Origin of the sequence: Hufsiella arboris (genome assembly GCF_009834875.1) — a bacterium.
In the GTDB taxonomy this organism is placed as follows: domain Bacteria; phylum Bacteroidota; class Bacteroidia; order Sphingobacteriales; family Sphingobacteriaceae; genus Hufsiella_A; species Hufsiella_A arboris.
In genome coordinates this window covers 25,631-51,331 of record NZ_WVHT01000001.1, presented here as the reverse complement: position 1 = coordinate 51,331, position 25,701 = coordinate 25,631, and the positions used below count along the sequence as shown (strand labels likewise).

20 protein-coding genes are annotated in these 25,701 nt (G+C 40.4%); 10 read left to right on the top strand and 10 right to left on the bottom strand.

From position 1 onward, the window contains the following. Nucleotides 1-13: 13 nt before the first annotated feature. From GS399_RS00225 to GS399_RS00210, 4 genes are all read right to left on the bottom strand, one after another. Entirely contained in the window at nucleotides 14-1,288 is a 1,275-nt protein-coding gene (locus tag GS399_RS00225) for a metallophosphoesterase (RefSeq protein ID WP_160842498.1), read from the bottom strand. Nucleotides 1,289-1,304: 16 nt separating this feature from the next. Then, complete coding sequence (locus tag GS399_RS00220) at nucleotides 1,305-2,810, bottom strand: sigma 54-interacting transcriptional regulator (protein ID WP_160842497.1); 1,506 nt, start codon at nucleotides 2,808-2,810, stop codon at nucleotides 1,305-1,307. Nucleotides 2,811-2,812: 2 nt separating this feature from the next. After that, a complete protein-coding gene (locus tag GS399_RS00215; protein WP_160842496.1) occupies nucleotides 2,813-3,913 on the bottom strand; it encodes a vWA domain-containing protein in 1,101 nt (366 codons plus the stop codon). 97 nt (nucleotides 3,914-4,010) lie between these two features. Further along, a complete protein-coding gene (locus GS399_RS00210) occupies nucleotides 4,011-4,907 on the bottom strand; it encodes a carbohydrate kinase family protein (protein WP_160842495.1) in 897 nt (298 codons plus the stop codon). A gap of 36 nt (nucleotides 4,908-4,943) precedes the next feature. On the opposite strand from GS399_RS00210, the gene GS399_RS00205 reads away from it, so the two are divergent. Then, entirely contained in the window at nucleotides 4,944-5,372 is a 429-nt protein-coding gene (locus GS399_RS00205) for a YybH family protein (protein WP_160842494.1), read from the top strand. A 53-nt stretch (nucleotides 5,373-5,425) separates the two neighbouring features. On the opposite strand, the gene GS399_RS00200 is transcribed toward GS399_RS00205, so the two are convergent. From GS399_RS00200 to hemW, 3 genes are all read right to left on the bottom strand, one after another. Further along, nucleotides 5,426-6,307 (bottom strand): cupin-like domain-containing protein, encoded by an 882-nt coding sequence (locus GS399_RS00200; protein WP_160842493.1) that lies wholly within the window; start codon nucleotides 6,305-6,307, stop codon nucleotides 5,426-5,428. 172 nt (nucleotides 6,308-6,479) lie between these two features. Beyond that, the gene (locus tag GS399_RS00195) at nucleotides 6,480-7,034 is read right to left on the bottom strand and encodes a fasciclin domain-containing protein (protein ID WP_160842492.1); all 555 of its coding nucleotides are present in this window, start codon (nucleotides 7,032-7,034) and stop codon (nucleotides 6,480-6,482) included. 70 nt (nucleotides 7,035-7,104) lie between these two features. Further along, complete coding sequence (hemW, locus tag GS399_RS00190; protein ID WP_160842491.1) at nucleotides 7,105-8,247, bottom strand: radical SAM family heme chaperone HemW; 1,143 nt, start codon at nucleotides 8,245-8,247, stop codon at nucleotides 7,105-7,107. Nucleotides 8,248-8,350: 103 nt separating this feature from the next. On the opposite strand from hemW, the gene GS399_RS00185 reads away from it, so the two are divergent. The 7 genes from GS399_RS00185 to porN all read left to right on the top strand — a co-directional run bounded on the left by GS399_RS00185 (nucleotide 8,351) and on the right by porN (nucleotide 18,118). Further along, on the top strand, nucleotides 8,351-11,374 hold the full coding sequence (locus tag GS399_RS00185; protein WP_160842490.1) for a glycosyltransferase family 117 protein: 3,024 nt from the start codon (nucleotides 8,351-8,353) through the stop codon (nucleotides 11,372-11,374). 66 nt (nucleotides 11,375-11,440) lie between these two features. Further along, complete coding sequence (locus GS399_RS00180; protein WP_160842489.1) at nucleotides 11,441-12,442, top strand: DUF4271 domain-containing protein; 1,002 nt, start codon at nucleotides 11,441-11,443, stop codon at nucleotides 12,440-12,442. Nucleotides 12,443-12,455: 13 nt separating this feature from the next. Beyond that, complete coding sequence (locus GS399_RS00175) at nucleotides 12,456-13,226, top strand: uroporphyrinogen-III synthase (RefSeq protein WP_160842488.1); 771 nt, start codon at nucleotides 12,456-12,458, stop codon at nucleotides 13,224-13,226. A 270-nt stretch (nucleotides 13,227-13,496) separates the two neighbouring features. Then, a complete protein-coding gene (porK, locus tag GS399_RS00170; RefSeq protein ID WP_160842487.1) occupies nucleotides 13,497-14,813 on the top strand; it encodes a T9SS ring complex lipoprotein PorK/GldK in 1,317 nt (438 codons plus the stop codon). 45 nt (nucleotides 14,814-14,858) lie between these two features. Continuing rightward, nucleotides 14,859-15,665 carry a type IX secretion system motor protein PorL/GldL gene (gene porL / locus GS399_RS00165; RefSeq protein WP_160842486.1) on the top strand — a complete coding sequence of 269 codons (807 nt, stop codon included), beginning with the start codon at nucleotides 14,859-14,861 and terminating at the stop codon, nucleotides 15,663-15,665. 43 nt (nucleotides 15,666-15,708) lie between these two features. Next, nucleotides 15,709-17,241, top strand: a complete 1,533-nt coding sequence (porM, locus tag GS399_RS00160; protein WP_160842485.1) for a type IX secretion system motor protein PorM/GldM — start codon at nucleotides 15,709-15,711, stop codon at nucleotides 17,239-17,241. Between the two features lie 4 nt (nucleotides 17,242-17,245). After that, entirely contained in the window at nucleotides 17,246-18,118 is an 873-nt protein-coding gene (gene porN, locus GS399_RS00155; RefSeq protein ID WP_160842484.1) for a type IX secretion system ring subunit PorN/GldN, read from the top strand. 52 nt (nucleotides 18,119-18,170) lie between these two features. Here porN and uvrC read toward each other — a convergent pair whose 3' ends face one another. From uvrC to porW, 3 genes are read right to left on the bottom strand one after another with little or no spacing between them, the layout of a single operon-like run. Beyond that, nucleotides 18,171-19,970, bottom strand: a complete 1,800-nt coding sequence (gene uvrC / locus GS399_RS00150) for an excinuclease ABC subunit UvrC (protein WP_160842483.1) — start codon at nucleotides 19,968-19,970, stop codon at nucleotides 18,171-18,173. Nucleotides 19,971-19,988: 18 nt separating this feature from the next. Beyond that, nucleotides 19,989-22,244, bottom strand: coding sequence for a penicillin-binding protein 1A (locus GS399_RS00145; protein WP_160842482.1), 2,256 nt, complete (start codon nucleotides 22,242-22,244; stop codon nucleotides 19,989-19,991). A 1-nt stretch (nucleotide 22,245) separates the two neighbouring features. Further along, the gene (gene porW / locus GS399_RS00140; RefSeq protein WP_500778603.1) at nucleotides 22,246-24,966 is read right to left on the bottom strand and encodes a type IX secretion system periplasmic lipoprotein PorW/SprE; all 2,721 of its coding nucleotides are present in this window, start codon (nucleotides 24,964-24,966) and stop codon (nucleotides 22,246-22,248) included. Nucleotides 24,967-25,077: 111 nt separating this feature from the next. On the opposite strand from porW, the gene GS399_RS00135 reads away from it, so the two are divergent. Together GS399_RS00135 and GS399_RS00130 are read left to right on the top strand one after the other, a co-directional pair. Next, nucleotides 25,078-25,311, top strand: a complete 234-nt coding sequence (locus GS399_RS00135) for an AtpZ/AtpI family protein (RefSeq protein WP_160842480.1) — start codon at nucleotides 25,078-25,080, stop codon at nucleotides 25,309-25,311. Continuing rightward, nucleotides 25,308-25,697 (top strand): hypothetical protein, encoded by a 390-nt coding sequence (locus GS399_RS00130; protein ID WP_160842479.1) that lies wholly within the window; start codon nucleotides 25,308-25,310, stop codon nucleotides 25,695-25,697. The genes GS399_RS00135 and GS399_RS00130 overlap by 4 nt, the downstream gene beginning before the upstream one ends. Nucleotides 25,698-25,701: the final 4 nt, after the last annotated feature.

Below are 25,701 nucleotides of genomic sequence, written 5' to 3'. Positions count from 1 at the left end.
TAAAGTTAAGGGCCTAAGCCTGAATTGAACCTCGTGTTAATTCAAATATCGTAATTTCAGGCAAAACTCCAACTCGTCCGGGATATCCCAGAAAGCCGTAGCCGACATTTACGTAAAGCTGCTGGTTCATTTCCCGGTAAAATCCGGCCCATTCTTTATAAATGTATTGCACCGGGCTCCACTGATAATGCTCTGTAATTACTCCGAACTGCATTCCATGTGTATGTCCGCTAAACATGGCATCAATTTGCGGATATTTTGGAAGTACTTCAGCTCTCCAATGCGACGGATCATGTGATAGCAGGAGTTTTACAGGAGCTTCTTCAGTTCCCTTAACGGCCAGGTCCATGCGTCCATATTTCGGGAAACGGCCGGTGCCCCAGTTTTCAATTCCAAGAATAGCGATATCGGCGCCGTCTACTTTTAAGCGGCGATTTTCATTCATCAGCAAATCCCAGTTCAGATGCTTATGTGTTTTAATTACGTCCTGCAGATTTTTTGCTTTCGCGGCAGACGGTCCCCTGCCGAAATAATAATCGCCGTAATCATGGTTTCCTAAGGTTGAAAACACGCCGAGCGGTGCTTTTACTTTGGCGAACAAATCCTGGTAATCACGCATTTCGTTTGCGAGATTGTTCACTATATCGCCCGTAAAGAAAATGACATCCGGCTTTTCGGCAAGCAGCATTTCAACACCACCTAACACAGCTTTTTTGTTGTAAAAACTTCCTGAGTGGATATCTGAGATCTGTCCGAGTTTAATGCCATCGAACTCCTTCGGGAGATTAGGTAAATAGAGTTTCCGCCGTTTAATTTGGTAGTCATAAGCGCTCGAAACAATACCCCAGGTTAACGATGCTAAAGGTACAGCAGCAACTGCTATCCCCGCTTTTATGATAAATTGAGAGCGCGATATCTTTTCATCTTCCGAACGTTTTTCTGGTATTGTATCCGCCTTCTTTTTTGAAAAAGCCTTTCGCTTAAGCCAGATGATTGCTCTTCGTAGATCATCAATCAATACAAAAGGAAGTAAAAAAATCTTCGTGACAATAGTTAAAAAAAATGCAACCAGTATAATTGCTCTAGGAGTAAGTTGCAGATTGAAAAAGATGCTGATAAAAACACCGATGATTAAAAGGACTGAGAAGCCCCACCATGCATATGTGAAGGCCTGGTGTTTAGCTGGGCCCCATTTTTTTTTGATGGATACTACTGCACGATAAATGTAAAAATCTATAACAAGCAGCAAGATGCTGATAAAGATTAGTGGAATAAGCCTGTCTGACATGAAAAATTAATTGGGACTAATACCGTTCATCACGTTCATCGTAGTCATCATCTTCGTCAAACTCTGCATTAAACAAACTTTTAAACATGTCGGTAAACGCGAAGCCATTATCGAGATAAGATTTGCTTAATTGTGAAAACTCGGCCAGTCCGTGTAATAAAAATTCCATCAGCAAGTATTGCTGATTTTCTGTTAGACGAGGATGGAATTGTTTAATTACAGCTTTCAATCCCGGAACCGAAGATAGCTTATCTTTATAACTTTGTTCTGACAAATCATCAAGCAAGTTAACCGAGTTTCCTGAGCCAAACCAATTGATTATTTCAGAGTATGGGTTGGAAGTTTTAGATTTTTTAAGCTTTTCAGGATCTGGAAAGAACTGGCCCATAAGGGTTTTAATGGCTTTTCCAACTAGAATATTTGCGACTTTCGCGGGGCCTTCCTGCTCGCCTTCGTAAACCAGCTCAATTTTACCGGTAATAGCAGGAATCACGCCAAGGAAATCTGCTATACGAACAACTGTGCGCTTTTCGTCGTTTATCAGCATGCGGCGCTCTGCATTACTGATCAGATTTTCATAAGCGCTAATTGTGAGTCTTGCGGAAACGCCTGATTTTTTATCTACGTATTCGGAGTTGCGGGCCTCAAACGCAATTTGTTCAATTAAATCTTTTACCAATCCGTCTGATTCAACACATTCAACCTGGGCCGGAGTTAAAACTGCTTCCTGTTGTGTAATCTTTCTGGAAACATCAATCGTACGCGGATAATGGGTTAAAATCTGGCTTTCAATCCGGTCTTTTAACGGCGTAACAATGCTTCCGCGATTGGTATAATCTTCCGGATTCGCCGTAAATACAAATTGAATATCTAAAGGAAGGCGCAGTTTAAACCCACGGATCTGAATATCTTTTTCCTGCAGAATGTTAAACAGCGCGACCTGAATACGGGCTTGCAAATCTGGCAACTCATTAATGACGAAAATGCCGCGATGTGCCCGCGGAATCAATCCAAAGTGAATTACACGCTCGTCAGAATAGGTTAGTTTCAAGGTCGCAGCTTTAATTGGGTCCACATCTCCGATTAGATCGGCGACGGTTACATCGGGTGTTGCGAGCTTTTCGGTATACCTTTCGGAGCGATGAAGCCAGCCGATTGGCGTTTCATCTCCCTGCTCGTGAAGTCGGGTGCGGGCAAACCATGAAATTGGATGGAACGGATCGTCAAATAGCTCTGATCCTTCAACATACGGCACATATTCATCCAAAAGATTTACCATTAAGCGGGCAATCCTGGTTTTTGCCTGGCCACGCAGGCCAAGCAACAATATATTGTGCTGAGACAGAATAGCCGTTTGCAGATCGGGTATAACTGTATCTTCGAAACCAATTATCCCTTCAAATCCTGCTTCTTTATTTTTTAATTGACTAATCAGGTTTTCACGCAGTTCCTGTTTAACACTTCTCGATCGGTAACCTGATTTTTTGAGTTCGCCAAAAGTCTTTATTTCGAGTTGATTCATTGTTATCTTACTGTTCTTCGTCTGTTACGGATGTAGTCTTCAAAAATATACTCACCGAGTCCTTTCAGTGAGCTGTAAAAAGCTTTGCCGCCATTTGTTTCGGTAAATTTTCTTACAAATTGTTGCAGATATGGGTCGCGGGCAATCATGAACGTTGTAATTGGAATATTTAACCGTTTGCACTGTGCCGCCATATTCAACGTTTTATTGACCACTTTACGGTCAAGGCCGATGCTGTTTTTATAATATTTATTTCCCTCTTTCAGGCAGGTTGGCTTGCCATCGGTTATCATAAATATTTGTTTATTATGAGTTTTCCGGCGACGAAGTATATCGGTGGCAAGTTCCAACCCTGCATAGGTATTAGTGTGGTAGGGTCCAACCTGGAGATATGGTAGGTCTTTCAAAGCAATGGGCCATGCATCATTGCCGAAAACAACAATGTCCAGGGTGTCTTTCGGATATTTCCGTTGGATGAGCTCGGAAAGGGCCATCGCTACTTTTTTGGCCGGCGTTATGCGATCCTCACCATACAAAATCATCGAGTGCGATATGTCGATCATCAGAACCGTTGAGGTAAGCGTTTTATAATCTTTCTCTTCGACCTCGAGATCGCGCTCCGTCATGGTAAAATCGTTTATACCATGATTGATCTGTGCGTTGTGAATCGACGTTGTCATATCAATCTGGTCTAAAGCGTCACCAAATTCATATTCCCGCCTGTCCGCATTTTTTTCTTCACCCTGCCCGGATTGGGTGGTGCTGTGGTTGCCTTTTCCTGACTTTTTGAGTTTTCCGAATATCTCCTCTAATGCCGATTGCCGGATGCTTTGCTCCGTTCGCGCCGTTATTTTAAATCCGCCCGGATTATTTTGATCATCGTCTAAATACCCTTTCTTTTTCAGATCCTCGATAAAATCACCCATTCCGTATTCATCATTGGTAAGATTATATTGCTTATCCAACTCGTTCATCCATGCCAGCGCTTCGTTGGCATCACCGGAAGTGTAATTCAGAAGTTCAAGAAAAAGTTTAAGCAATTCATCAAAACCGCCTTTCGGGATTTCGGAAGGAGTGAATTTTGAGAAATTATGTCCCCGCATGCTATGCCTTTCAATTCTAAGTAACGAATAATCTAAGTTAAAAGTTTACGAGGCTAAAACTTGTTATTAGGATGTAATATTATTGTTTACGTTGTTTTTAATCAATGTTTCGGATAATCAGAGCCGGAACCTCGCTGGGATTGTAAGCCGGGTTTGCGCCGCTTTTAGAAGCGACATAAGCTCCAACAGCGCAGGCTGTCCGCAGGTATTCGAATGCCGGTCTTCCCTGTAAAATTTCGTTGATCAAAGCGGCTAAGAAAGCGTCTCCGGCACCTACGGTATCGGCCACCTTTATCATAAATCCAGGATGCGAATAAAATTTGTCATCAAATAAAAGGGCGGCCCCTTTGTCGCCAAGGGTAACGCAAATGTTATCCGCTTTAATCTGCGAAGCGAGATTCCTTATTTGTGTCTCGATAGCAATATTACCGTCTTTCTGTCCGAATAAACGGGATAAATACAGTAGTTCATCTTCATTTATTTTAACAAGATCTGCCTTATCTAAAAGCTGCCTGATTAATTCATCGTCGACGAAAGGCGCACGTAAGTTTAAATCGAGAACTTTTAAGCGGGCGGAAGGCAAGAGCTTAAATAATGTATCGCGACTGGTTTTTGATCGGCAAGCCAGCGTGCCGAATACGAATGCGTCCGCTTCGGAAACTTTCCTCGCCGCTTCATCTGAAAATTGAATTTCATCCCAGGCAACAGGTTGTTTAATTGTATAGGTTGCATGTTTATCAGCATTGAGATGTACGGTAACTACGCCGGTTTCCAGTGAGTGGTTCGTTTGTATAAAACCTGTATTTAGTTCGGTCGAGTCACAATAATCAATTAGATTTCTGCCATTCTCATCAACGCCGGCCGCACTGATTATGTAACTTTCTACGCCATGTTTTTTTAAATGAAGAGCAACATTTAACGGCGCGCCGCCAATTCGTTTTTCGTCTTCAAATTCGTCCCACAAAATTTCTCCAAAACAAACTGCTGATTTCATTTAGTTATTAGGTATTTTGATCAATTAAAATGTAGAATGAAATTAACGATTTTTTTAGCCGCCGGTTTGTTTTTCGTCAATTCCCTTTTTGCACAAGATAATCAAAAGGAGATTAAAGATGTGCTGGAAGCTCAGCGCCAGGCTTGGAACCGTGGCGATATCGTTCATTATATGGATGGGTACTGGCAATCAGACTCACTTGTATTTATCGGTAGGAGCGGTCCTCATTATGGATGGAGTAACACCTTAGAAAATTACAAAAAGTCTTATCCGGATAAGGCCGCAATGGGGCTTTTGACTTTCGATGTCAAAGAGATCCGACTACTCGACACTGCAAATGCTTTTGTCATCGGTGCCTGGCATCTAAAACGTTCAAAAGATGAGCCTCACGGATATTTCACGCTTTTGTTCAGAAAGACTAAGCAGGGTTGGAAAATCATCGCCGACCATAGTAGTAGTTCATAAAAAAAGCGGCATGATTTACAGGCCGCTCTTCTATCAAACTAAAAAAACTAAAACTATCTTGGTTCACCGTTAGCAAGCGCTTTCTCAGCTCGCTTAACAGCAATTTTTTCTTTCCAGCTCATGTATTTTGTGCTGAACTTCTTCTTCATCAGGTCATCAAACTTGCGCTGTATGGTTAAATTATAAAGGCTATTTGCCTTTGTCAACCACGATTTATCCCACGCTCTTAAAGATATAGAAAACGATCCGTCCAGATATTTCATCCAATGCCACATTCCTGTTGGCATAAATAAGGTGTCGCCGTGCTCCAATATGATTTCCATTCCTTCGATGCCGTCCAAAGCCGGAAACTTTTTAAAGTCAGGATGCTCAACTTTATAGTCTTCGAGTGCATAAGTTGCAAAAGGGAGGCAGTACAAACGTTCCTTCCATTTGTAATCAAACAATATCACATGTTTCCTTCCGTGGAAATGCGTATGGAAAATATGGGGTAGGTCAATGTCATAATGCAGAAATGTCTCTGAGCCTTCTCCACCAAAAAACATTCCCGGAAATTTGTCAAGAAATCCGCCCATCAGATCTTTCGGGGCGATAAAATCGTTAACCAGTTCGGGAGCCGATTTGATCGGGTCGAAAAAGAAGATTCGCAGATCGGTAGGTTCGCGTCGAATTAAATCGATATAATCAGCGAATTTCATCTCCGCGGCTGACGAATTGAGGGGCTTAGATGGATCTGCTTTGGAACTGTCATAAAGCGGAACGGTTTTGTCACCCACCACTTCTTTTAAGTATTCAAACGTCCATTTTTCAAATCCGGGCCACTTTTTAGCCATATTTCGGATAACCAAAGGTTTACGCGGCTCAAGATAGTTTTTCACAAAATCCTCTTTTGTGATATCATCAACGACGTCTATTGGTTTTAATTTAAATCCCATTTACAAAAAATTAACATTGCAAAAGTATATATTTTACCATTTTGTCAATATGCCCTAAGTGATTATGATAAAGAACTGACGGTTTCAATCAATTGATTAACTTTCTGCAAACGTTTGTAAATAAAAAATCCCGGCAATTCTATACCGGGACTATCAAAGCTAAAAGAGAGCGCTATGATTTTGGCGTAACTACATGGTCAATAACATGGATAACACCATTCTTTTGATTTACATCGGCAATCGTCACTTTCGCCGTTCCACCATTTTCATCTTTTAGAACAATGTCTTTGCCTTTCATCATGGCCCAAAGCTTGCCTCCGCTTACCGTTTTGAATTCAGCGCTGCCTTTTCCTTCTTTGATTTTTGCAGCGATATCAGCCGAGCTGAATTTACCAGCCAATACATGATAAGTTAAAATTTTTGTCAGCATGGCTTTGTTTTCCGGTTTTAACAGAGTTTCCACAGTTCCTGCAGGAAGCATGTCGAAAGCTTCATTAGTCGGTGCAAAAACAGTGAACGGCCCGGCGCTTTTCAAGGTTTCCACTAGTCCCGCAGCTTTAACTGCGGCTACCAATGTGGTATGATCTTTTGAGTTTACCGCATTGTCAACGATGTCTTTTGATGGATACATTGCTGCACCTCCAACCATTTTAGTTTTTTGTGCGAATGTTTGAGAGCCAATTACAGAAGCTGCTAATGCAACGGCCAGAAATACGATTTTCTTCATTTGTTGTGATTAAGATAATTTGTGAAGATTTACGCGTTTTCGAAGCAGCCGGATTTTTTGAAGCAAAAAATTAAAGAAAAGAACTTTCATCCACGAAAAGCTCTGCAGCTATACGATCTGCAAAAAGCTTTCCTTCAGAGCTTAGGGTAATTAATTCGCCGTTTTTTAGAAGCCACTTTTTTTCTGTAAACTGATTTATGTCAGATTTGATAAGTTGTAACGCTTCCTTCCCAAAATCGATTTCGATTTTGTTAAGATCCATTCCCCAAATAGTTCTTAACGACGTCATGATGTATTCATTAAGCCTGTTTGCATTACTAAGGATTTCAATTTCCGCAGGAACGTTGTTTTGCGAAAGGCTTTCTACGTACCTCGAATTGTTAGCGATGTTCCACTGCCTTGATTTCCCGTTAAATGAATGCGCTGACGGGCCGATCCCCAGATAACTTATTCCGTTCCAGTAATTTGAATTATGCTTTGAATAGTTTCCGGGCTTAGCAAAGTTCGATATCTCATAATGTTCGAAATTCGCGCTTGCCAGCTTGTCTATCAGTATTATAAACTGGGCAGAACTTTGCACCTCATCCATTGGTATTTGTTTTCCCCTGCGAATAAATGAAGCGAGTGCAGTTTTTGGCTCTACCGTCATGGAATAAGCGGAAATATGTGGTATGTCGAATTGGATAAGCTGATCAATATTGTGCGTCCATTTATCATCCGTTAGCAAGGGATATCCGTAAATTAAATCGGCGGTTATATTTTCAAAACCAGCATCTTGCACGCGTTTTACAGAGGTCTCCGCTTCCACCGCTAAATGTGCGCGATTCATCCAGATCAGGTCTTCGTTAAAAAAGGATTGGATTCCGATACTGAACCTGTTAACCTGTGTTTGCCTTAACGATTTAATTTTCTCTGCATCCAGATCGTCCGGATTAGCTTCCATCGTAATCTCGGCATCCGGGTCTACATCATGAAAGTGGCTGATCTCATCTAATAGTTTTTGGATTTCGTCAGCACGCAAAATTGACGGTGTGCCTCCTCCAAAATAAATAGTTTGAATTTTTTGATTAGCTAAATAATGTTTTTGCAGCATTATTTCACGTTTCATCGCTTCCAATAGTTCATCCTTTAATTTCAAGGAAGTGCTGAAGTGAAAGTCACAATAGTGACACGCTCTTTTACAGAAAGGAATATGGAAATAGATACCAGCCATCGATGCAAAAATACTAAAGCAGAATTTAACAAGTTTCTATAGCATAATCGAAGGAGTTATAATTCAAAAAACTAACTTAGTAATAGTATTAATGCGATAAACCATGAAAAAATTCAATCTCTTTAACAACGCTGGCGGATTCGTCCTGCTCCTTTTTGCATTTATTGTATATTTTAAAACGATGCAGCAATCAGTGAGTTTTTGGGATTGTGGTGAATTTATTTCCGCCGCTTACCGCCAGCAGGTAGGGCATCAGCCTGGAGCACCTTTGTTTATTATGATTGCAAAGATGTTTTCATTGCTTGCATCGAACCCGAATATGGTTGCATTTTGGGTGAATTTAAGCGCGGTAATGGCGAGCGCAGCAACTATCATGTTTCTGTTCTGGACAATAACCGCATTGGCTCTTAAATATTTTAAAAGTAAAAGCAGTGAACTTTCTAATGAGCAATTTGTCTTAATTCTGGCAGCAGGAACAATTGGAGCTGTCGCTTACACTTTTTCGGATTCTTTTTGGTTTTCAGCGGTGGAGGCGGAAGTTTATGCTTTGTCTGCCCTTTTTACGGCTATAACGTTTTGGGCCGCGTTAAAATGGGACGCGACGGCAGAAAATCCTACTTCTAATAAGTGGCTTGTTTTTATTGCCTTCATGGTCGGATTGTCAATAGGTGTTCACTTGTTAAGCCTTCTTGCTATTCCAACTATTGTATTGCTTATCTACTTCAAAAAATACCAGAAAATCACCTTTAAGGGAGTCGCTCTAGCTTTGCTTATTGGCGTGGCAATTTTGGGTTTTGTTCAATACGGAATCATTCAATACCTGGTTTATTTCGCTTCAAGGGTAGACTTGTTGTTCGTAAATGATTTAGGAATCGGTTTTGGTTATGGCGCTGGTGTATTTCTGATCGTGGTCATATCAGGATTAGTCTGGGGGATTTTATATTCGATAAAAAAGGGAAAAGCTAATTTGAACCTCGGGCTTTTATGCCTTTCGTTCCTTTTACTTGGATATTCTTCTTATACGATGATTCTAATACGTGCGAACGCGAAAACCTTTGTTAATGTTAGTAACCCTGACAACATGATGTCGTTGTTTGGTTATTTAAGCCGCGAGCAGTATGCTGACAAGCCATTAATTTACGGACAGTACTTTGATGCAAATCCAACGAGCTTAGAGAATGGTGCGCCTACTTACCGCAAAGGGAAGGAGAAGTATGAAATTTCTGGCCATAAGTTTTCACGTGACTATGATCATAATTCGTTACTTCCCAGGATTTACAGTGATAAACCAGAACATATTGCTTTTTACAGATCATGGTTGGGGTTAAATGAAAATGACAAACCTACGTTTAATGACAACATCAGATTCCTCTCGAATTATCAGCTAGGCTATATGTACTGGAGATATTTTTTCTGGAATTTCGCCGGCCGGCAGGATGATAATCAGGGCGACGGAAGCAATCGTTTTGGAAACTGGCTTACAGGCATAAAGCCGGTTGATGCGATGCACCTGGGTAACCAGGCAGATCTTCCCCAAAGTATTATATCGAACCCTGGTTATAATCGTTTATTTGCGCTGCCACTGATACTGGGACTTTTCGGATTGACATTTTTATTATACAAACGGAGAACTGATGCCTGGGTGACTCTTACCTTGTTCTTCTTCACTGGTATCGCTATCATATTGTACCTTAATCAAACACCGGTTGAGCCCCGAGAGCGTGACTATGCTTACGCGGGATCATTTTATGTTTTCGCTATATGGATAGGATTTGGAGTGTTGGCGGTTGAGGAGTTTTTAAGACGCGCCTCAATAAAGAAAGCGTCAGCCATTTTGGCGCCGGCACTTTGCCTTGTTGTTCCTTTTATAATGGGAAAAGAAGGATGGGATGATCATAACCGGTCCGACCAGAACGTTGCCCATGACATGGCAATTAATTACTTAGAGTCCTGTGCTCCAAACGCGATATTGTTTACAAATGCCGATAACGATACTTATCCTTTGTGGTATGCACAAAGTGTGGAAGGTGTTCGTACCGATGTTCGTGTAGTTTGCCTGCAGCTTTTGTACAACGATTCTTACATAAATCAAATGAAAACACAGGTTTTTAAGTCGGCGCCATTGCCAATTACGATGCCTGAAGAAAAATACGTCGAAGGTGTGAGAGATGTAATGCCTTATGTCGATTATGGATTTAAGGATTCAGTTGAGTTAAAAGACGTTCTATCTGTTATGTTGTCTGACGATAACAGCGATAAAGTAGAAATGCAGGACGGATCACGTGAAAATTTTTTACCGACAAAAAAATTGAGATTAACAGTTGATCCACTGCAGGTGATCAAAACCGGAACAATAAGTTCTGCTCAGAAAGGTCACATTACAGATAAAGTCGAATGGGAATATGGCAAAAACTATGTAAGCAGAGCCGATCTCGCTGTGTTTGATATTTTAGCGAATAACAATTGGAAACGGCCTATTTACTTTTCCAAAGGCGTTTCTCCGGATAGTTACGCTGGTCTGGACAATTATTTATATACCGAAGGCTACGCTTACCGCCTATTGCCTTTAAAGCGCGAAAAAGGCGACACCCGTCAAAAGGAGGAGTTGGCCAATAATAGCGCGATGTACGACCATTTAATGAATAGATTTCATGTCGGATCGTTTGCAAAAGCTCATAGTCTTGATCCCGAATCCAGAAGGATCGCTAACATAACCTGGGATAATTTCAACACACTGGCATTGAATTTATATGATGCAGGCAGTATTTCACAGTCAAAAAAAGTAATGGAAAAAGCGATGCAGAATCTCCCGCTTCGTAACTATGATGTCACTGATACGGTAAATAAATACCGGGCTGCATATAATTTTTATAAACTGGATGACACTAAGACGGCTAATAATTTATTGATAAATGCGACAAGCTTTTTAGCTAATGAACTTAACTATTATGCTAGTCTCTCCCCGGAAAATCAGCGTTCGTCAGTTCAGGACGTACAGCGGATAGTATCAATTTTAGAAGCTTGCAAACAATTAGCTGTTAGTAACGGCCAGCAAAATTTAGCGAATAAGGTCAACGGCATTTATAATAAGGTTAGCGGCCGGTTAATTTTTTCGTTAGAAGGTTGATCCTCACTCGTTAAATTGAAAATATAACTTGTAGCTTTGCTGAAATTGATTGCCCGCAATTTCCAGATGAAATTTTTTTTAACTGCTCTGTTTTCTGTTTTCAGTATATGGGCTTTTGCTCAGACGGATTCTGCCGGCGAAAATCAATTATATAAGCCGCAACCAGTAGTAAAAAAACGATTTGTAGATTCAACAGCTCTAGCGAGATGGCGCTTTAAAAGCGACTCTGTTCAATCGGTAAAAGATTCAATAAAACATATCGGGGATTCATTAAGCCTGGTGTGGATTAAACCACCCAATCCGCGCAGGAAAAATCAATTTGTCGACAGTCTTGTCAACGTTTATACTGTAAGAAATCTGAATTTCGGTGCATGGTCTAAACGGTTTATACCGAAAGTAAACCACATAAATGAAGGGAAATCACTACCGAAAGGCGAAACATGGCTGCTGGGTTTCGTGGTATTATTGCTCCTGTTTTTTGCCGTTCTGAAAAATGCTTTTTCAAAGGACCTTACAATCATTATTCAAGGTCTGTGGAACAACAGGATTTTAAGTCAGATTACTAAGGATGATAATATTTTTAGTTCCTGGCCATTTGTTTTCTTGTATATTCTTTTCGGTTTTACCATTGGCACCTTTCTATATTTATGTGGAAGATTTTTCCAATTAACTTATCTTTTTGAAGGTTTTCAATGGCTATTGGCATTGTCTATTGCAATTATTGCACTATTTACGCTTAAAATCGTATTGTTAAGATTGCTTGGTTTTATTTTTAGCTTTCAGAAACTTGTTAATGAATATGTCTCAGTTTTGTACCTGAGTTATTTCAATACCGCCATCCTTTATCTTCCTCTAATTTTTGCATTTTGTTTAACGCCTGGTAAATATGCGGAAGTATATATATATGTGGCATTCTTTGTGTTTATAGTTACATTTTTATTTCAGTTTATCCGTATTGCGGCAAATATTATATCATCATACAGGTTCTCAAAAGTATATTTAATTATATATCTTTGTGCCCTCGAAATTTGTCCTTTATTGATACTAGTAAAAGCTTTGAGATTTTAGCAAAAAATTATAAATGGAGATAACACCAAACGAGAGAAAAAAGAAAGTAAAAAGTATTTTAGTAACGCTCCCAAAACCCGATTCAGACAAGTCTCCATACTACGATCTGGCAAAAAAGTTTAATCTGAAAGTTGATTTCAGATCATTCATTCATGTTGAGGGAGTGCCTGCAAAGGATTTCAGAAAGGAAAAGATTACTCTTTCTGATTTTACTGCAGTAATTTTTACAAGCCGAAATGCCGCGGATCATTTTTTTCGTATTTGCGAGGAGATGCGCTATGAAGTTCCGGCGGAGATGAAATATTTCTGTTTGTCTGAAACCATTGCGCTTTATCTGCAGAAATATATACAATACCGCAAAAGGAAAATATTTTTTGGTAAACAAACCGCTGCGGATCTTGCTGAGGTGCTGAAAAAGCATTCCAATGAGAAGTTTTTGTATCCATGCTCAGATGTAGCTGCAGAAGAAACACAAAAGTTTTTGCAGGAAAATGGGTATAACTTTACACCGGCAGTGTTGTTTCGCACCGTTTGCAGCGACCTTTCTGATCTTGCTGACGTGTTTTATGACGTTATAGTATTCTTCAGTCCGTCAAGTATTCAGTCACTTTATAAAAACTTTCCTGGATTTGAGCAAAATTTTACTCGTATTGCGGCATTTGGTGCAAGTACCCACAAGGCGGTAAATGAGCGTAATCTAATACTCGATATTCCGGCGCCAACGCCGAACTCGCCAAGTATGACCATGGCCATCGAACAGTATATAAAGCAGGTAAACAAATAATTGACATTACTTACAATAATTGCTAAAATAAGCAGTTATTGTAAGTAACTGATTGTTTTCAGCTTTTTATCAAAACCTTTCTAACTGACCTTACGTAAGAAGCCTTATCTGTAAAAGATTGCTTTTAAGAATAACGATGAAATAGTTCTTAGTAGTTGCAGTTTTTTTACTAAAATCAATTCATTGCGCTCTTATTAAAAAGAATGAATGTATCTTTTAGTATATTCGGATCGAAATTTGTAATTTAGGTTTAATACGCTATAGTTAACGATGAAAAAACTTTACCTTATCGCTCTTGCTATTTTACCCTTCATTGTAAGCAGTTGTGGTAGAAATGCTGGTGGCGAACTTGTTGGTGTAAAAAACAAAAAATTAAATAATAAACGCATTCCGCTCGGGATGGTTTATATACCTGCAGGTACGTTTATCATGGGTCAGACTGACCAGGATATTACCTTCGCTCAAATTGCTCAGAATAAGCAAGTTACTGTACAGGCGTTTTACATGGATCAAACAGAAATTACAAACAGTGAGTATCGTCAGTTTGTAAACTGGGTACGGGATTCAATCGCTATCACAAACTACCTTCAGGACGATAAATTCTATCTCAAGTCAAAAAACGCTGCCAACACTGGTGGTCAGAAATATATCGACTGGAAAAAGGTAGGAAACGGATCGGCTTTATGGAGCAGCAAAAAAGGCGGTGCAGCGAACGCAAACAAACTTCAGGGAATGTATTACCAGGGAGAGGATAAGATTTTCGACCGTAATGAAGTTGATGTACGCTTGCTTAAGTACAATTTCGCGATAATGAACCAGCGGGCTGCTGCAAACTCTCGCGGAGATCTGACAAAAAAGCGTTCTGATTTTATTTACAGAGACACTGTCGCAATTTATCCTGATACATTGGTGTGGTTAGCAGACTTTGCATATGCGCAAAATGAACCACTTGTTGAAGGATATTTTTCGCATCCGGCTTTTGATAATTACCCGGTCGTAGGCGTTACATGGCGCCAGGCACGTGCTTTTACCGTTTGGCGTACCCGCTTGTATGAAGGATATGCCCAGGCTCATAAAATGCCGCGTTTAAGCCGTCTGCCATATGAATTGCCTACCGAGGCTGAATTTGAATATGCCGCTCGTGGCGGAAGGGTTGGTAACGATTATCCATGGGGTGGTCCTTACATACGTAATGCAAAAGGATGTCTGATGGCTAACTTTAAACCTGGCAGAGGTAATTATATAGACGATGGAGGAGCGTTTACGGTTAACGTAAAATCGTATTTCCCTAATGATTTTGGTTTGTATAACATGGCTGGAAATGTGGCAGAGTGGACTGCTTCCGCTTACGATGAGTCCGCTTCTACATTTGTCCATGATATGAACCCAACATTTAGCTATGAAGCAAAATCAAATGATCCTGAGGTGCTGAAGAGAAAGGTGATCAGAGGAGGTTCATGGAAAGATATAGGCTATTTTCTGCAAAACTCTTCCCGCAGTTTTGAGTATCAGGATACCGCAAAATCTTACATTGGTTTCCGTTGCGTAACCAAATTCGCCGGACGCGATATCAAAGACAAACATTAATCAACTTAACTTTTATTATTAATTCTAAACTAGATCAGTAAAATTATGGCTGGCAAAAAAAAATTTGATTTCCTGCATGTAGCGATTTCTTGGGGAGCGAGCATTGTAATCGTAGGTGCACTTTTTAAAATTCTTCACCTTGGAGGGGTATTTGGTAACTATATGATTGGTATTGGATTGGGTGTAGAGGCTTGCCTTTTCTTTCTTACAGGCTTTGTTCCGCCGGCGAAAGATCCGGAATGGCACAAAGTTTATCCTGAGTTACATCCAGATTTTGAGGGAGACTTGCCGGTCGCTTCTTCTCCGAGAGCTGTGGCCGCAGCGCCGTCTTCAACAGCAGCATTAGATAAGATGCTTGCAGAAGCAAACATAACTCCTGATTTAATAGGAACATTGGGCGATGGCCTTCGTACTTTCGGTGATAAAGTAGCGACAATTTCCAATGTTACCGACGCTGCAACTGCAACTAACGAATTTACTGGCAAACTAAAAACAGCGTCATCAAGTTTTGATACTCTTAACGCGTCATTTGAAAAAGCATCAGCAAGCCTCGTCGAAATGGCTAATACAAATGTTGATTCAAAAGCTTATCATACACAAGTTGGAAATCTTACTAAAAATTTATCTGCGCTAAATGCGGTATACGAACTTGAGTTGCAAGATTCGACCACTCATATGAAATCAATGAGCCAGTTCTATCAAAACATCGCAGGAACTATGCAAAACTTCAATGAATCTATGGAAGATTCCAAAGTGTTTAAAGATGAAGTTGGACGTCTTGCGAAAAACCTTGCTTCACTCAATGCAATTTATGGCAACATGCTTTCTGCTATGAACCAGCCACGTGCTTAATTAATCGAACTTAACTACATTTTTTTAGAAAGACCCATTTAGAATGGCAGGCGGCAAAGAAACAACAAGGCAGAAGATGATCAATATCATGTATTTGGTATTGCTCGCAATGTTAGCCTTAAACGTGTCAGATACAATATTAAATGCATTTAAAAACATAAATGACAGTTTAAACACTTCTAAAGTAAACGTTAATACAAGTGTAGGACAGTTATTTACAGCTTTTGAAAACACTAAACTAAAAGATGAGCCAGAGCGTGCCAAGCCGATTTATGCAAAGGCTGTGCAGGCAAGGAATTTGGCTGATGACTTAAATAACTATATCGATCAGCTGAAGAAAGAGTTCGAGAAAGAAGGTCAGGGTTATAGCGAAGAAACAGGAGATTTGGTGGAACGTGCGAATATGGACATTGCACAAGGTATTATGATCAACAAAAAGAAAGGGATTGAGCTGAAAAATAAAATCAACCAGACCCGTGAAAAATTAATCGCTCTTGTTGATGAAAAAGACCGTTCAAGCTTAACATTTTCGCTCGAAGCTAATGACCCTAAAAAGCGGATTGAAGGTAAAAAAACCTGGGAAGATGTCAACTTTGGCGAAGGAACACCTTTGACTGCGGCTATGACAATCTTAACGAAAATCCAGGCCGATACGAAAAATGCCGAGTCGGATGTTATCAAAAAGATATTTGGTAAAATGGATCAGGCATTGGTTACACTTGATCAGTTCGCAGCGGTTGCGGTAGCTCCGACTTCTTATGTTTTAAGAGGCCAGCCTTATACGGCAGAAGTGTTTCTTACAGCGTCCGATTCAAAATCAAGTCCGAACATTACTGTAAACGGTTCAGCTTTGGCTGTTAAAGATGGTAAAGGCCAATATTCAGTATCAACCGGGAAAGAAGGTGTTTACTCATGGGTTGGAACGATCCGTGTTAAACAAACTGATGGTACGGTTAAGGAATATAAAACTCCTGAACAAAAGTACCAGGTTGCAGAGCCTTCGGCTGTTGTGTCTCCTGATAAGATGAATGTGTTCTATATTGGTGTTCCAAACCCGGTTTCTGTTTCAGCTCCTGGTATACCAAAAGAAAATCTACGGGTGAGTATGACGGGAGGAAGTATTTCTGGATCGAATGGAAAATACACGGTACGTGTTACAACCCCGGGTGAAGCTAAGGTTGCGGTTTCTGCAGAGCTGGCTCCCGGAAAGATGCAAAACATAGGAACAACCACATTTCGCGTAAAAAGAATACCTCCGCCAAAAGCGAAATTTGCCGGCAAAACAGGTGGATCGCTTAGTTCTGTTGTTATTAAATCTCAAAATAGAGTATTCGCCACGTTGGATAATTTTGATTTTGATGCTAAATTTGAAGTAACTCGATTTACATTGATTATAGCAAGACCACGTGCAGACGCCGTTGTCCTGTCAACAACCGGTGGCGAATTAAGTGGAGCAATGCGTGCGGCAATGGCTGGCGTTATTCCCGGAACAAGGGTGATCTTTGACAATATTACAGCAGTTGGTCCTGACGGCGTTCAGCAAGCGCTCGATCCAATCGCTTTATCAGCAAATTAACGTTATGAAACGGATTTTATTAATCGGAGGTTTTGTAGTTATCTGTTCAACAGTATTTGGTCAGCAGCCAAATCTTAGCAACAGTACAAAACCTGTTAAACCGGCACCGGATAAACCGCTTGATGGATATTACAAGAAAAGTAATATTCTCGATGCCAAGGTTACGCCTTACGCGAATCTACGGGAGGCAGATGTAATGTATTCTAAGCGTGTATGGAGAGAAATTGATCTTCGGGACAAAATGAACCGCGCATATGCATCTCCTAAAGGTCGTTTAATAGACGTAATCATGAGCGCCGTAACGGCAGGAGAGCTTACTGCTTATGATGCATTGAGTACTAAAGATGATCCCAATGGCGATGAGTTCACAACTATTCTGAAGCCAGAGCAGGCGATGTCAAAGTTTGCTGATAGCGTAGTAGTTCCGGAATTTGATGCCAATGGTAACCAAACCGGCTCGCATATTCAGGCTGGTGAATTTAACCCTGACAGCGTCGTGAAATTCCGTATAAAAGAGGATTGGATTTTCGATAAGCAGCGTTCGATTTTTGAACCACGGATAATTGGTATCGCACCGCTTGTGAAAATTAAAGCTGCCGGGCAGGATTTGGGTGAACAACCCGCTTTCTGGATTTATTTTCCCGAGGCAAGGCAAATATTTGTAACTAAAGAAGTGGTAAATCGTGCGAACGATGCAACGGGTTTAAGTTATGATGATATCTTTATGAAGCGAATTTTTGCAAGTTATATCGTTAAAGAATCAAATCCTGACGATCTCAGAATTAAGGATTATGCACAAGGAATTGACAAGCTTTATGAATCAGAGCGTGTTAAGAAAGAGCTTGTGGATTACGAGCATGATTTATGGTCATATTAATGACTCACATTTATAATAAAAAAATAAAAAGGCTTCAGAAATGAAGCCTTTTTTAATTTTCAAAGTATTCGTTAAGAGCCTTGAGCTGTTTGGTGTTAATAAATTGAAGCAATTGCTCGGGCGAAGCTTCCTTTACTTTCTTAACAGATTTAAAGTGCTTCAGTAACTTTTCAGCAGATGTTTTGCCTATGCCGGGAACTTTTTCAATTTCGGTAACCAGCGTTCCTTTATTGCGCTTCTTTCTATGGAATGTTATCCCGAAACGATGTGCTTCGTCACGAAGCTGTTGAATAATTTTTAGTGATTCCGACTTTTTATCAAGATACAAAGGGTATTGATCGCCAGGGTAAAATATTTCTTCGAGTCTTTTAGCAATGCCAATAACTGTTACCTGAGTTTCAATGCCCAATAGTCTGAGGCTTTTTAGAGCGGATGATAACTGGCCTTTACCGCCGTCGATAATAATTAGCTGCGGCAATGGTTCGCCTTCTTCTAAAAGCCGTCTATAACGTCTGTAAACCGCCTCTTCCATGGTGGCGAAGTCGTTAGGGCCTTCTACTGTTTTTACGTTAAAATGCCTGTAATCCTTTTTGGACGGCCTCCCATCTTTAAAAACAACAATCGCCGAGACAGGATATTTTCCCTGAAAATTCGAGTTGTCAAAGCACTCGATATGTCTTGGCTGTTGGTTCATGCGCAGATCCTTCATCATCTGCTCCATGATGCGGTCCGTTCTATGATCCGGATTCAGTTTTTCATATTGCTCCAGTTTGTCACGTTTAAAGAAAGTGACATTCTTTTGGGAAAGGTCAAGCAGCTTTTTCTTTTCTCCCAATTTAGGAACAGTGAATTTGATCCCGGGATCTTCAAGCTCCAGTTCAAAGGGTACGATAATTTCTTTCGATTGGCTTTTAAACCGGCTTCTGAATTCTGAGATCGCGATGCTTAAAAGTTCTTCGTCTGATTCGTCGAGCTTTTTCCTGATTTCGATGGTTTGCGTTTGAATAACCGTTCCGTTCATTATCTTCAGAAAATTCACAAACGCATGTTTCTCATCACTAGCAATACTGAATACATCAACATCTGTAATGGATGAATTGACTATCGTAGATTTACTTTGATATCTTTCAAGCAAATCAAACTGCCGCTTTAAACGGTGAGCAAGTTCGAAGTTCATCTCAGAAACAGCCTGATCCAGATCAGATTTTAGTTTCTTCATAACTCCGCCGATTTTACCGTTTAATATATCTTTGATACTCTCTATACTGTCATTATAGTCAAACTCACTTTGGTACGACTGGCAGGGGCCTTTACAGTTTCCAATCTGGTATTCTAAGCAAACCTTAAACTTTCCGGCTTTAATGTTTTCTTCGGTGAGAGGCAGATTACATGTTCGCAATGGATATATTTCACGAACCATATCAAGCATGGTATGCATCATGCTAACCGATGCATAAGGGCCTAGATATTTTGAACCATCGCGAATAATACGCCTGGTCCAGTAAATTCTCGGAAAATTTTCGTTTTTAATGACAATCCATGGATAGGTCTTATCATCCTTCAGCATTACATTGTATCGTGGCTGATGCTTTTTAATCAAGCTGTTTTCCAGCAGCCAGGCATCAATCTCCGTATCAACGATAGTGAAAGTTATGTTATTTATCTTACCTACCAGCGCACGTGTTTTGGCGTTAATCCTGTAATTATCCTTAATAAAATAACTGGTAACGCGGTTCTTTAAGTTTTTCGCCTTACCAATATATATTAACTCATTGTCACTGTTCCAGAACTGGTAAACACCGGGCCTCTTAGGGATTTTTTTTAACGCTTCACGATAATCGAACTTTTCCATAAACTAAAATCCACGACCTTAAAATCTTGTATCATCTTTTAGTTCTTCAGTTTGTGGCTCGGTTTGGGTTGAGTCGGTCTTAGCTGGTCCGTACGCGTCGCAATCCAATGTTATTTTGACCCCGCCTTTGGGAGGTTCAAAATCACCTTTTGTATATTTTAACGATGGATCAGCATAAACTTTTTTCATGTATAACGCAAAAACCGGTAGAGCTGAATTTGCGCCTTCACCTTTGTCCGTAGAAAAGAAATGCAAAGCGCGGTCCTCACAGCCTGTCCAAACGCCTGTTACGAGTTCAGGTGTAATCCCGATAAACCAACCGTCGGAATTATTTTGCGTTGTGCCTGTTTTTCCACCGATGGGGTTTTTAAAGTTGTATTTATAACGGAGCCTAACGCCTGTACCTTCGTTCACAACGCTTTTTAGCATGCTTGTCATTACATAAGCCGTTTGCGGATCCAGGGCTACTTTAACCTGTGGTTTGCGGTCGTAAAGTACATTTCCATTTTTATCCTCAATCCGAAGCAGGTAAATTGGTTCTGTCCAAAGACCGTGATTAACAAATGTTGAGTAAGCCCCGACCATGTCATAAAGTGTGGCGTCAAATGTGCCAAGGCAAATGGACGGATAAGCGGGGACATCTGTCGATATGCCCATCTTTTTAATTTGAGTTGATACAGCCGTGGCACCAACTTGTTTCATTACCCAAGCCGTGACATAGTTCTGTGAGTTTGCAAGCGCTTTTCGTAAAGTCAAATATCCTGGAATCGGCTTATAGGCTTTAGGAGTCCAGCCTTCAACGGTCACGGGCTCGTTTGGCACCTGGTAACATGGCGAAAAGCCCTGACTGCCGATTGCAACTGCGTAGGTAAAGGGTTTTGCGGTAGAACCTACCTGCCTGGCGCCCATTTTTACCTGATCATATTTAAAATATTCAAAGTTGTTCCCGCCAACCCATGCTCTTACATACCCTGTTTGGGGCTCCATCGACATAACCGCGTTACGTAGCATTAATTTGTAATACTTTATCGAATCGATCGGGCGCATCAATGTATCGATATCTCCCCGCCAGCTGAAGATGGTCATCTTTGCAGGTTTTCTGAAATCAGCCCAAATTTCGTCGTTGCTTTTATCTTCAGCTTTGAGTTGTTTATATCTGTCTGATCGTTTCATTCCTGTAAAAAGCAGGTCCTGCATCATCTTGTCAGATTTAAACGGATCCCGCCCGCCCCATTGCTGATTGAACTGGTTCTGTAAGCTTTTCAAATACTCCCGCTGAGCTTGTTCAGCATAGGTTTGCATTTTAGAATTAATCGATGTGAATATTTTTAAACCGTCGCGGTCGAGGTCGTAAGGTGTTCCGTCAGCTTTTGTGATGGACTGTTCCTCGAAAATCCTTTGAATATCTCTTTTAAGGACCGCTCTAAAATATGCTGCGGAACCTTCGCTATAATCCGTTGGATTAATCGAAAGCTTAATTGGTTTTTCTTTTACCTCTTCAAATTCAGAATTTGTGAGAAATCCTGCCTGATACATGTTATTCAAAACAGTGTTTCTGCGGCGCAATGCGTTGTCGGGGTTGCGGATAGGGGAATATAAAGATGGTCCCTTTAACATCCCAATCAGCATAGCTGCCTGTTCCGGTTTCAACTTATCAGGTGTGGTATTAAAGAATGTACGGGCGGCTGCCTTGATCCCGAAACTGTTATAAGTTCCGAAATCTACAGTATTCAGGTACATGGTGATAATCTCTTCCTTGGTGTATTGCCGCTCAAGTTTTACAGCCACGATCCATTCCTGAAGTTTTTGGATACTTCGTTTTAATGTATTCCGTGAGCGGCCTTCCTTTGAAAAAAGATTTAAGGCGAGCTGTTGGGTAATGGTACTTGCACCTTCTTTCTTACCAATAAGGTTTTTAAATATAATTGAAAACGTACGCTTGAAGTCCAATCCTGAATGGCTGTAAAACCGTTTATCTTCTGTTGAAACCAGTGCGTTAATAACATTGGGTGAAATTTGATCATAGCGTACAGGAGTTCGGTTCTGCACGTAATATGTTCCCAGGATATTGCCGTCATCAGATATAACTTCAGATGCGATATTGCTTTTCGGATTCTCAAGGTCCCTAAAGGATGGTAATTTCCCAAATAAACCTAATCCGATACTAAAAAGCAATATTACCCCAAAGGCAATAAAGCCTATTACGATCTTCCATAGGTTTACTGTATATCTGTTTATTTCTTGTTGTGAGAGCTGTTTAGTTCGGCGCTGCATATTAAGGTTGCTGCTTGTAAAAATCAATATATAAGTTAATCATGTTACGATCTGTAAGTTTATTCAAACCGTCATTCGTAATCACAAAGGTATTGTATTTGTCCGGAGCGATCTTCATGATATCCCGTATAAGAGGTAAAATGTTTCGCTCGTAATCTTTAACGGTGCTAAGGCTTAAAAATTTGCCGACAAATATCAGTTGATTTTCATTATTTACATCTTTTAGCTGGTGTTTAATTTGGTTTCCTGAAAAATTAGCCCTGTTAAATTGCCCGATTCCAAAGCGTGACGAACTAAGATTGACACCTGCATCGAGCACATTAATTGCAAAGTAATATTCAGCAGAATCCGGTAAACTAAACATTTTGTTAGCTGCCGGCTTAGGTAAATCCGCCGGTTTTTGTTCTGCTTTTGCTGGCGGTAAATTTGCCGGCTGCGCTTGCGCAGGAATATTATTGGCTTGCTGTTTTACTTGCGCTGTGGCGGGTTGGGCAGTCGGTTCTTCAACGAATCGCGGCTCATTTGGGTCAAAATCAACTAAAGCAACTGGCCTTTTGCCAATCTCATCACGGTTTTTATCTAAAAATTGAAGATGCTCCGCAACAAGAGGTGTAATTATTTTATCGTCGGGAAATTCGGTAGCTATCTGTCTGAACGCCTCTTCCAGTGCAGGCAGCCTTTGGGTATGGCCGATTGCCAAAGCTTTCAAATAGCCAAGTTGGGGCGAGAATTGATTTTTGCCATCTTGTTGAATAATAGTAACTCCACTTATAACATCGACATATTTTTTTTGAAGATAGAGGTTGTAAACTGCATTGTAATCAGCCAATAGTTTTGCTGTTTTCTCATTCGCTTTTTGACTGTAGTCAGGATCGGTTATAATTTTCGCGAAAGGTGAATCTGGAAATTCTCTCAGCAGTAGCTCTTTATAATGATTTGACTTTTCCGGATCCTTTGTCTGATACAAGCGATATAAATTGTATAAAACGGAAGATCTGTAGGAGCTTTGCGGAAAACGTCTCAATATCTCCTGATAAGTATTTATTGCCTCAGCGTCGTCCTTTAGCTCATCACGGTAAAAGTTGCCAATATCAAAATATGCGGTAGCTATTTTTTGATTTGACTGTTCGAGTTGAACAGGCGTTAATGGCAGTGCATCCCGGTAAGACTTTATAAGACTGGCTTCATCCTGAGGAACAGGGATATTCCCGGTAGGCAGGCCCTGGTTGGGAGCGCTTGCTGCCGTTGCGGTTGACTCCTGTGAACTTTTGTCTCCTATGCGCCAGTTGTCGCCAAGTTTCCGGTTGCCCCAGCGTCGTTTGAAATCTGAAAAACCCTGGCTTAACGCGGTAGTGTTGTTAAAATAGAATTTCCCCTCGGTGATCGCGTTGCCGGTAGTGCTGGTCGGATTATCTATTGCAGCTATAAAAACATCAGGCGTGGCGGTGCCCGGCGAGTTTACTTTTCCTATTTGTTCGCGGACTAAAGCGCCGATGCGTAAATCTCTAAGCGCTTCGGGCATTTGAGCAAAAGCCTGTAACGTATCTTCCCTGGATATAACGCTATACCTGTCGGCCAGCAGATCAAGATTTTTGCTCTTTACTTCAATAAGCGTATAGCCTGGGTAGGTTGGCGGCAAGTTAGCTAACGTACTATCGTAATAGGATTTTGCTTCGGAATACCTGGTGTTTTTAAAATTGATCTCCGCTAAGCGGTAGTAAGCTAAACCCTTTTGAGTTTGATTTTTGACGCTGTTTTTAACTGCCAGGTTGTAATTTTCTATCGCGTCAGAAGTTTCATTATTTTGAAGATACACGTCGCCGATCCGGTAATAGATCTGATCCTTAAAATCCTCATTTTTGTCCGCCCGGAGCAACGCCTTCAAGTGCTGAACTTTGTTTCCAGCCTGTTTGTTGTCGGCATCTTCTATCCTTATCCGGTTAAGTTGAGCATTAAAGGCCAACTCAAATGAGGCGTTACTTTTAACAACCGCAGAATAATTTTCGTAAGCCTCTTTAAGTTGATTGTTTTTTTCCTGCAACTGAGCCAGGATAAATTTCCAGCGAACGGTCTTAGGGCCAGTTGTGCCGGCTTTCAACGCTTTCTGAAGCATTTCTATCGCATACAACTCGTTCCCGGTTTTTATGTTGAATTGAGCTTCGGTGGCAAAAACATCCGCGGCGTTCTTTTTGGCAAGTGAAACATTCCGCAACGCGCTGTCGAGCACCGGCGCTGCTTCATCTTTATTATCCAGGTTAAGCAATGAATGCCCGAGCCAGAGCCAGGAGATTTCCCGTTGTTCAGGGTCATCCCGGTAGGTTTTATTTACATACCTGAAATATTCGGCAGCATTGAAATAATTGGCCTTAAAATAATTGGCTTTACCGATAAGCATATATGCATCATCAACATAATTACCCTGGCTTTTATCCGAAATGATAACATTTGCCTTTTTTATAATGGAATCCAGGTTTTTAAATTCTGACTGGGCGATTTCCTCAGTAGGTACTTTATAGACAGGCAAAATATTGTCGTAATTGTCGGCCGTTGATGTCTCAATATTTGTCACGCTCTCCTTTAACAACTCGTTAGCATTATAGATTATATTGTAACGAGATGTTAAATTTTGCATGCTCCTGCTTGTTACGGTATCTTTATTAGTGCCGCATGCCGATAAGATTAAACAAACAATAAAGATGAATTGCTGATGGATTGATTTCAAGCCGTGAACGTTATATAAATACAACAAGGTAATACAAAAATATAATCTTCAATTAAAACCTTCGGTCTAAAAGTATCATTTAACCATTGATTTCTATTATTAATTTTGACTATGGAACCTGGAGAGAATTTTAAGCAAGAAAAGAAGGAGCTAAACGCTTATGCGAAATATAGCGCACTTGCCTTTCAAATGATTGGCATTATCGGGTTATTCACTTTTGCAGGCTATAAAATTGATGAAAATAGAAACTCAAAACAACCTATCTTTACAGCCATTTTAAGTTTAGCCGGAGTATTTATTTCCTTATACCTGGTTATCCGATCAATTAAAACACCTAAAAATTGAATCTTAATAAAAGCATCGCTTACTTTTTAGTCTATACCGGAATTTTAGTTTGCCTAACTGTTCTGGTTTCAAAGCTCGTTCAACCAGCGCAAATTCTGATTCCCGGATTCTGGATTATTTTTTTATCTGTAGCAATCCTGACTTTTATTTCGTACATGCTGGCCTTAAGCGGAATTAAAAAAGGGGGCGAAATGTCAATTAATATGATCATGGCCGCTATCGGAATGAAATTGATATTCTGTTTGGCTCTTGTAGTAGTTTACTTGCTGAAATTCAAGGTGAACGGCCTTCTTTTTGCTGCTGATTTTTTTTCTGTTTATTTATTATTTACAGCCTTTGAAGTTTATACTTTGTTGCGTAACTTGCGCCACCAAAATAAAACGTAAAAAT

Coding starts and splice junctions, on each gene's coding strand:
- GS399_RS00210 (WP_160842495.1), bottom strand. CDS start 4,907: ATGAAATCAGCAGTTTGTTTTGGAGAAATTTTGTGGGACGAATTTGAA.
- GS399_RS00180 (WP_160842489.1), top strand. CDS start 11,441: ATGAAATTTTTTTTAACTGCTCTGTTTTCTGTTTTCAGTATATGGGCT.
- GS399_RS00200 (WP_160842493.1), bottom strand. CDS start 6,307: ATGGGATTTAAATTAAAACCAATAGACGTCGTTGATGATATCACAAAA.
- uvrC (WP_160842483.1), bottom strand. CDS start 19,970: ATGGAAAAGTTCGATTATCGTGAAGCGTTAAAAAAAATCCCTAAGAGG.
- GS399_RS00145 (WP_160842482.1), bottom strand. CDS start 22,244: ATGCAGCGCCGAACTAAACAGCTCTCACAACAAGAAATAAACAGATAT.
- porM (WP_160842485.1), top strand. CDS start 15,709: ATGGCAGGCGGCAAAGAAACAACAAGGCAGAAGATGATCAATATCATG.
- GS399_RS00195 (WP_160842492.1), bottom strand. CDS start 7,034: ATGAAGAAAATCGTATTTCTGGCCGTTGCATTAGCAGCTTCTGTAATT.
- hemW (WP_160842491.1), bottom strand. CDS start 8,247: ATGGCTGGTATCTATTTCCATATTCCTTTCTGTAAAAGAGCGTGTCAC.
- GS399_RS00220 (WP_160842497.1), bottom strand. CDS start 2,810: ATGAATCAACTCGAAATAAAGACTTTTGGCGAACTCAAAAAATCAGGT.
- GS399_RS00185 (WP_160842490.1), top strand. CDS start 8,351: ATGAAAAAATTCAATCTCTTTAACAACGCTGGCGGATTCGTCCTGCTC.
- GS399_RS00205 (WP_160842494.1), top strand. CDS start 4,944: ATGAAATTAACGATTTTTTTAGCCGCCGGTTTGTTTTTCGTCAATTCC.
- GS399_RS00175 (WP_160842488.1), top strand. CDS start 12,456: ATGGAGATAACACCAAACGAGAGAAAAAAGAAAGTAAAAAGTATTTTA.
- porL (WP_160842486.1), top strand. CDS start 14,859: ATGGCTGGCAAAAAAAAATTTGATTTCCTGCATGTAGCGATTTCTTGG.
- GS399_RS00215 (WP_160842496.1), bottom strand. CDS start 3,913: ATGCGGGGACATAATTTCTCAAAATTCACTCCTTCCGAAATCCCGAAA.
- GS399_RS00225 (WP_160842498.1), bottom strand. CDS start 1,288: ATGTCAGACAGGCTTATTCCACTAATCTTTATCAGCATCTTGCTGCTT.
- porN (WP_160842484.1), top strand. CDS start 17,246: ATGAAACGGATTTTATTAATCGGAGGTTTTGTAGTTATCTGTTCAACA.
- porK (WP_160842487.1), top strand. CDS start 13,497: ATGAAAAAACTTTACCTTATCGCTCTTGCTATTTTACCCTTCATTGTA.
- GS399_RS00135 (WP_160842480.1), top strand. CDS start 25,078: ATGGAACCTGGAGAGAATTTTAAGCAAGAAAAGAAGGAGCTAAACGCT.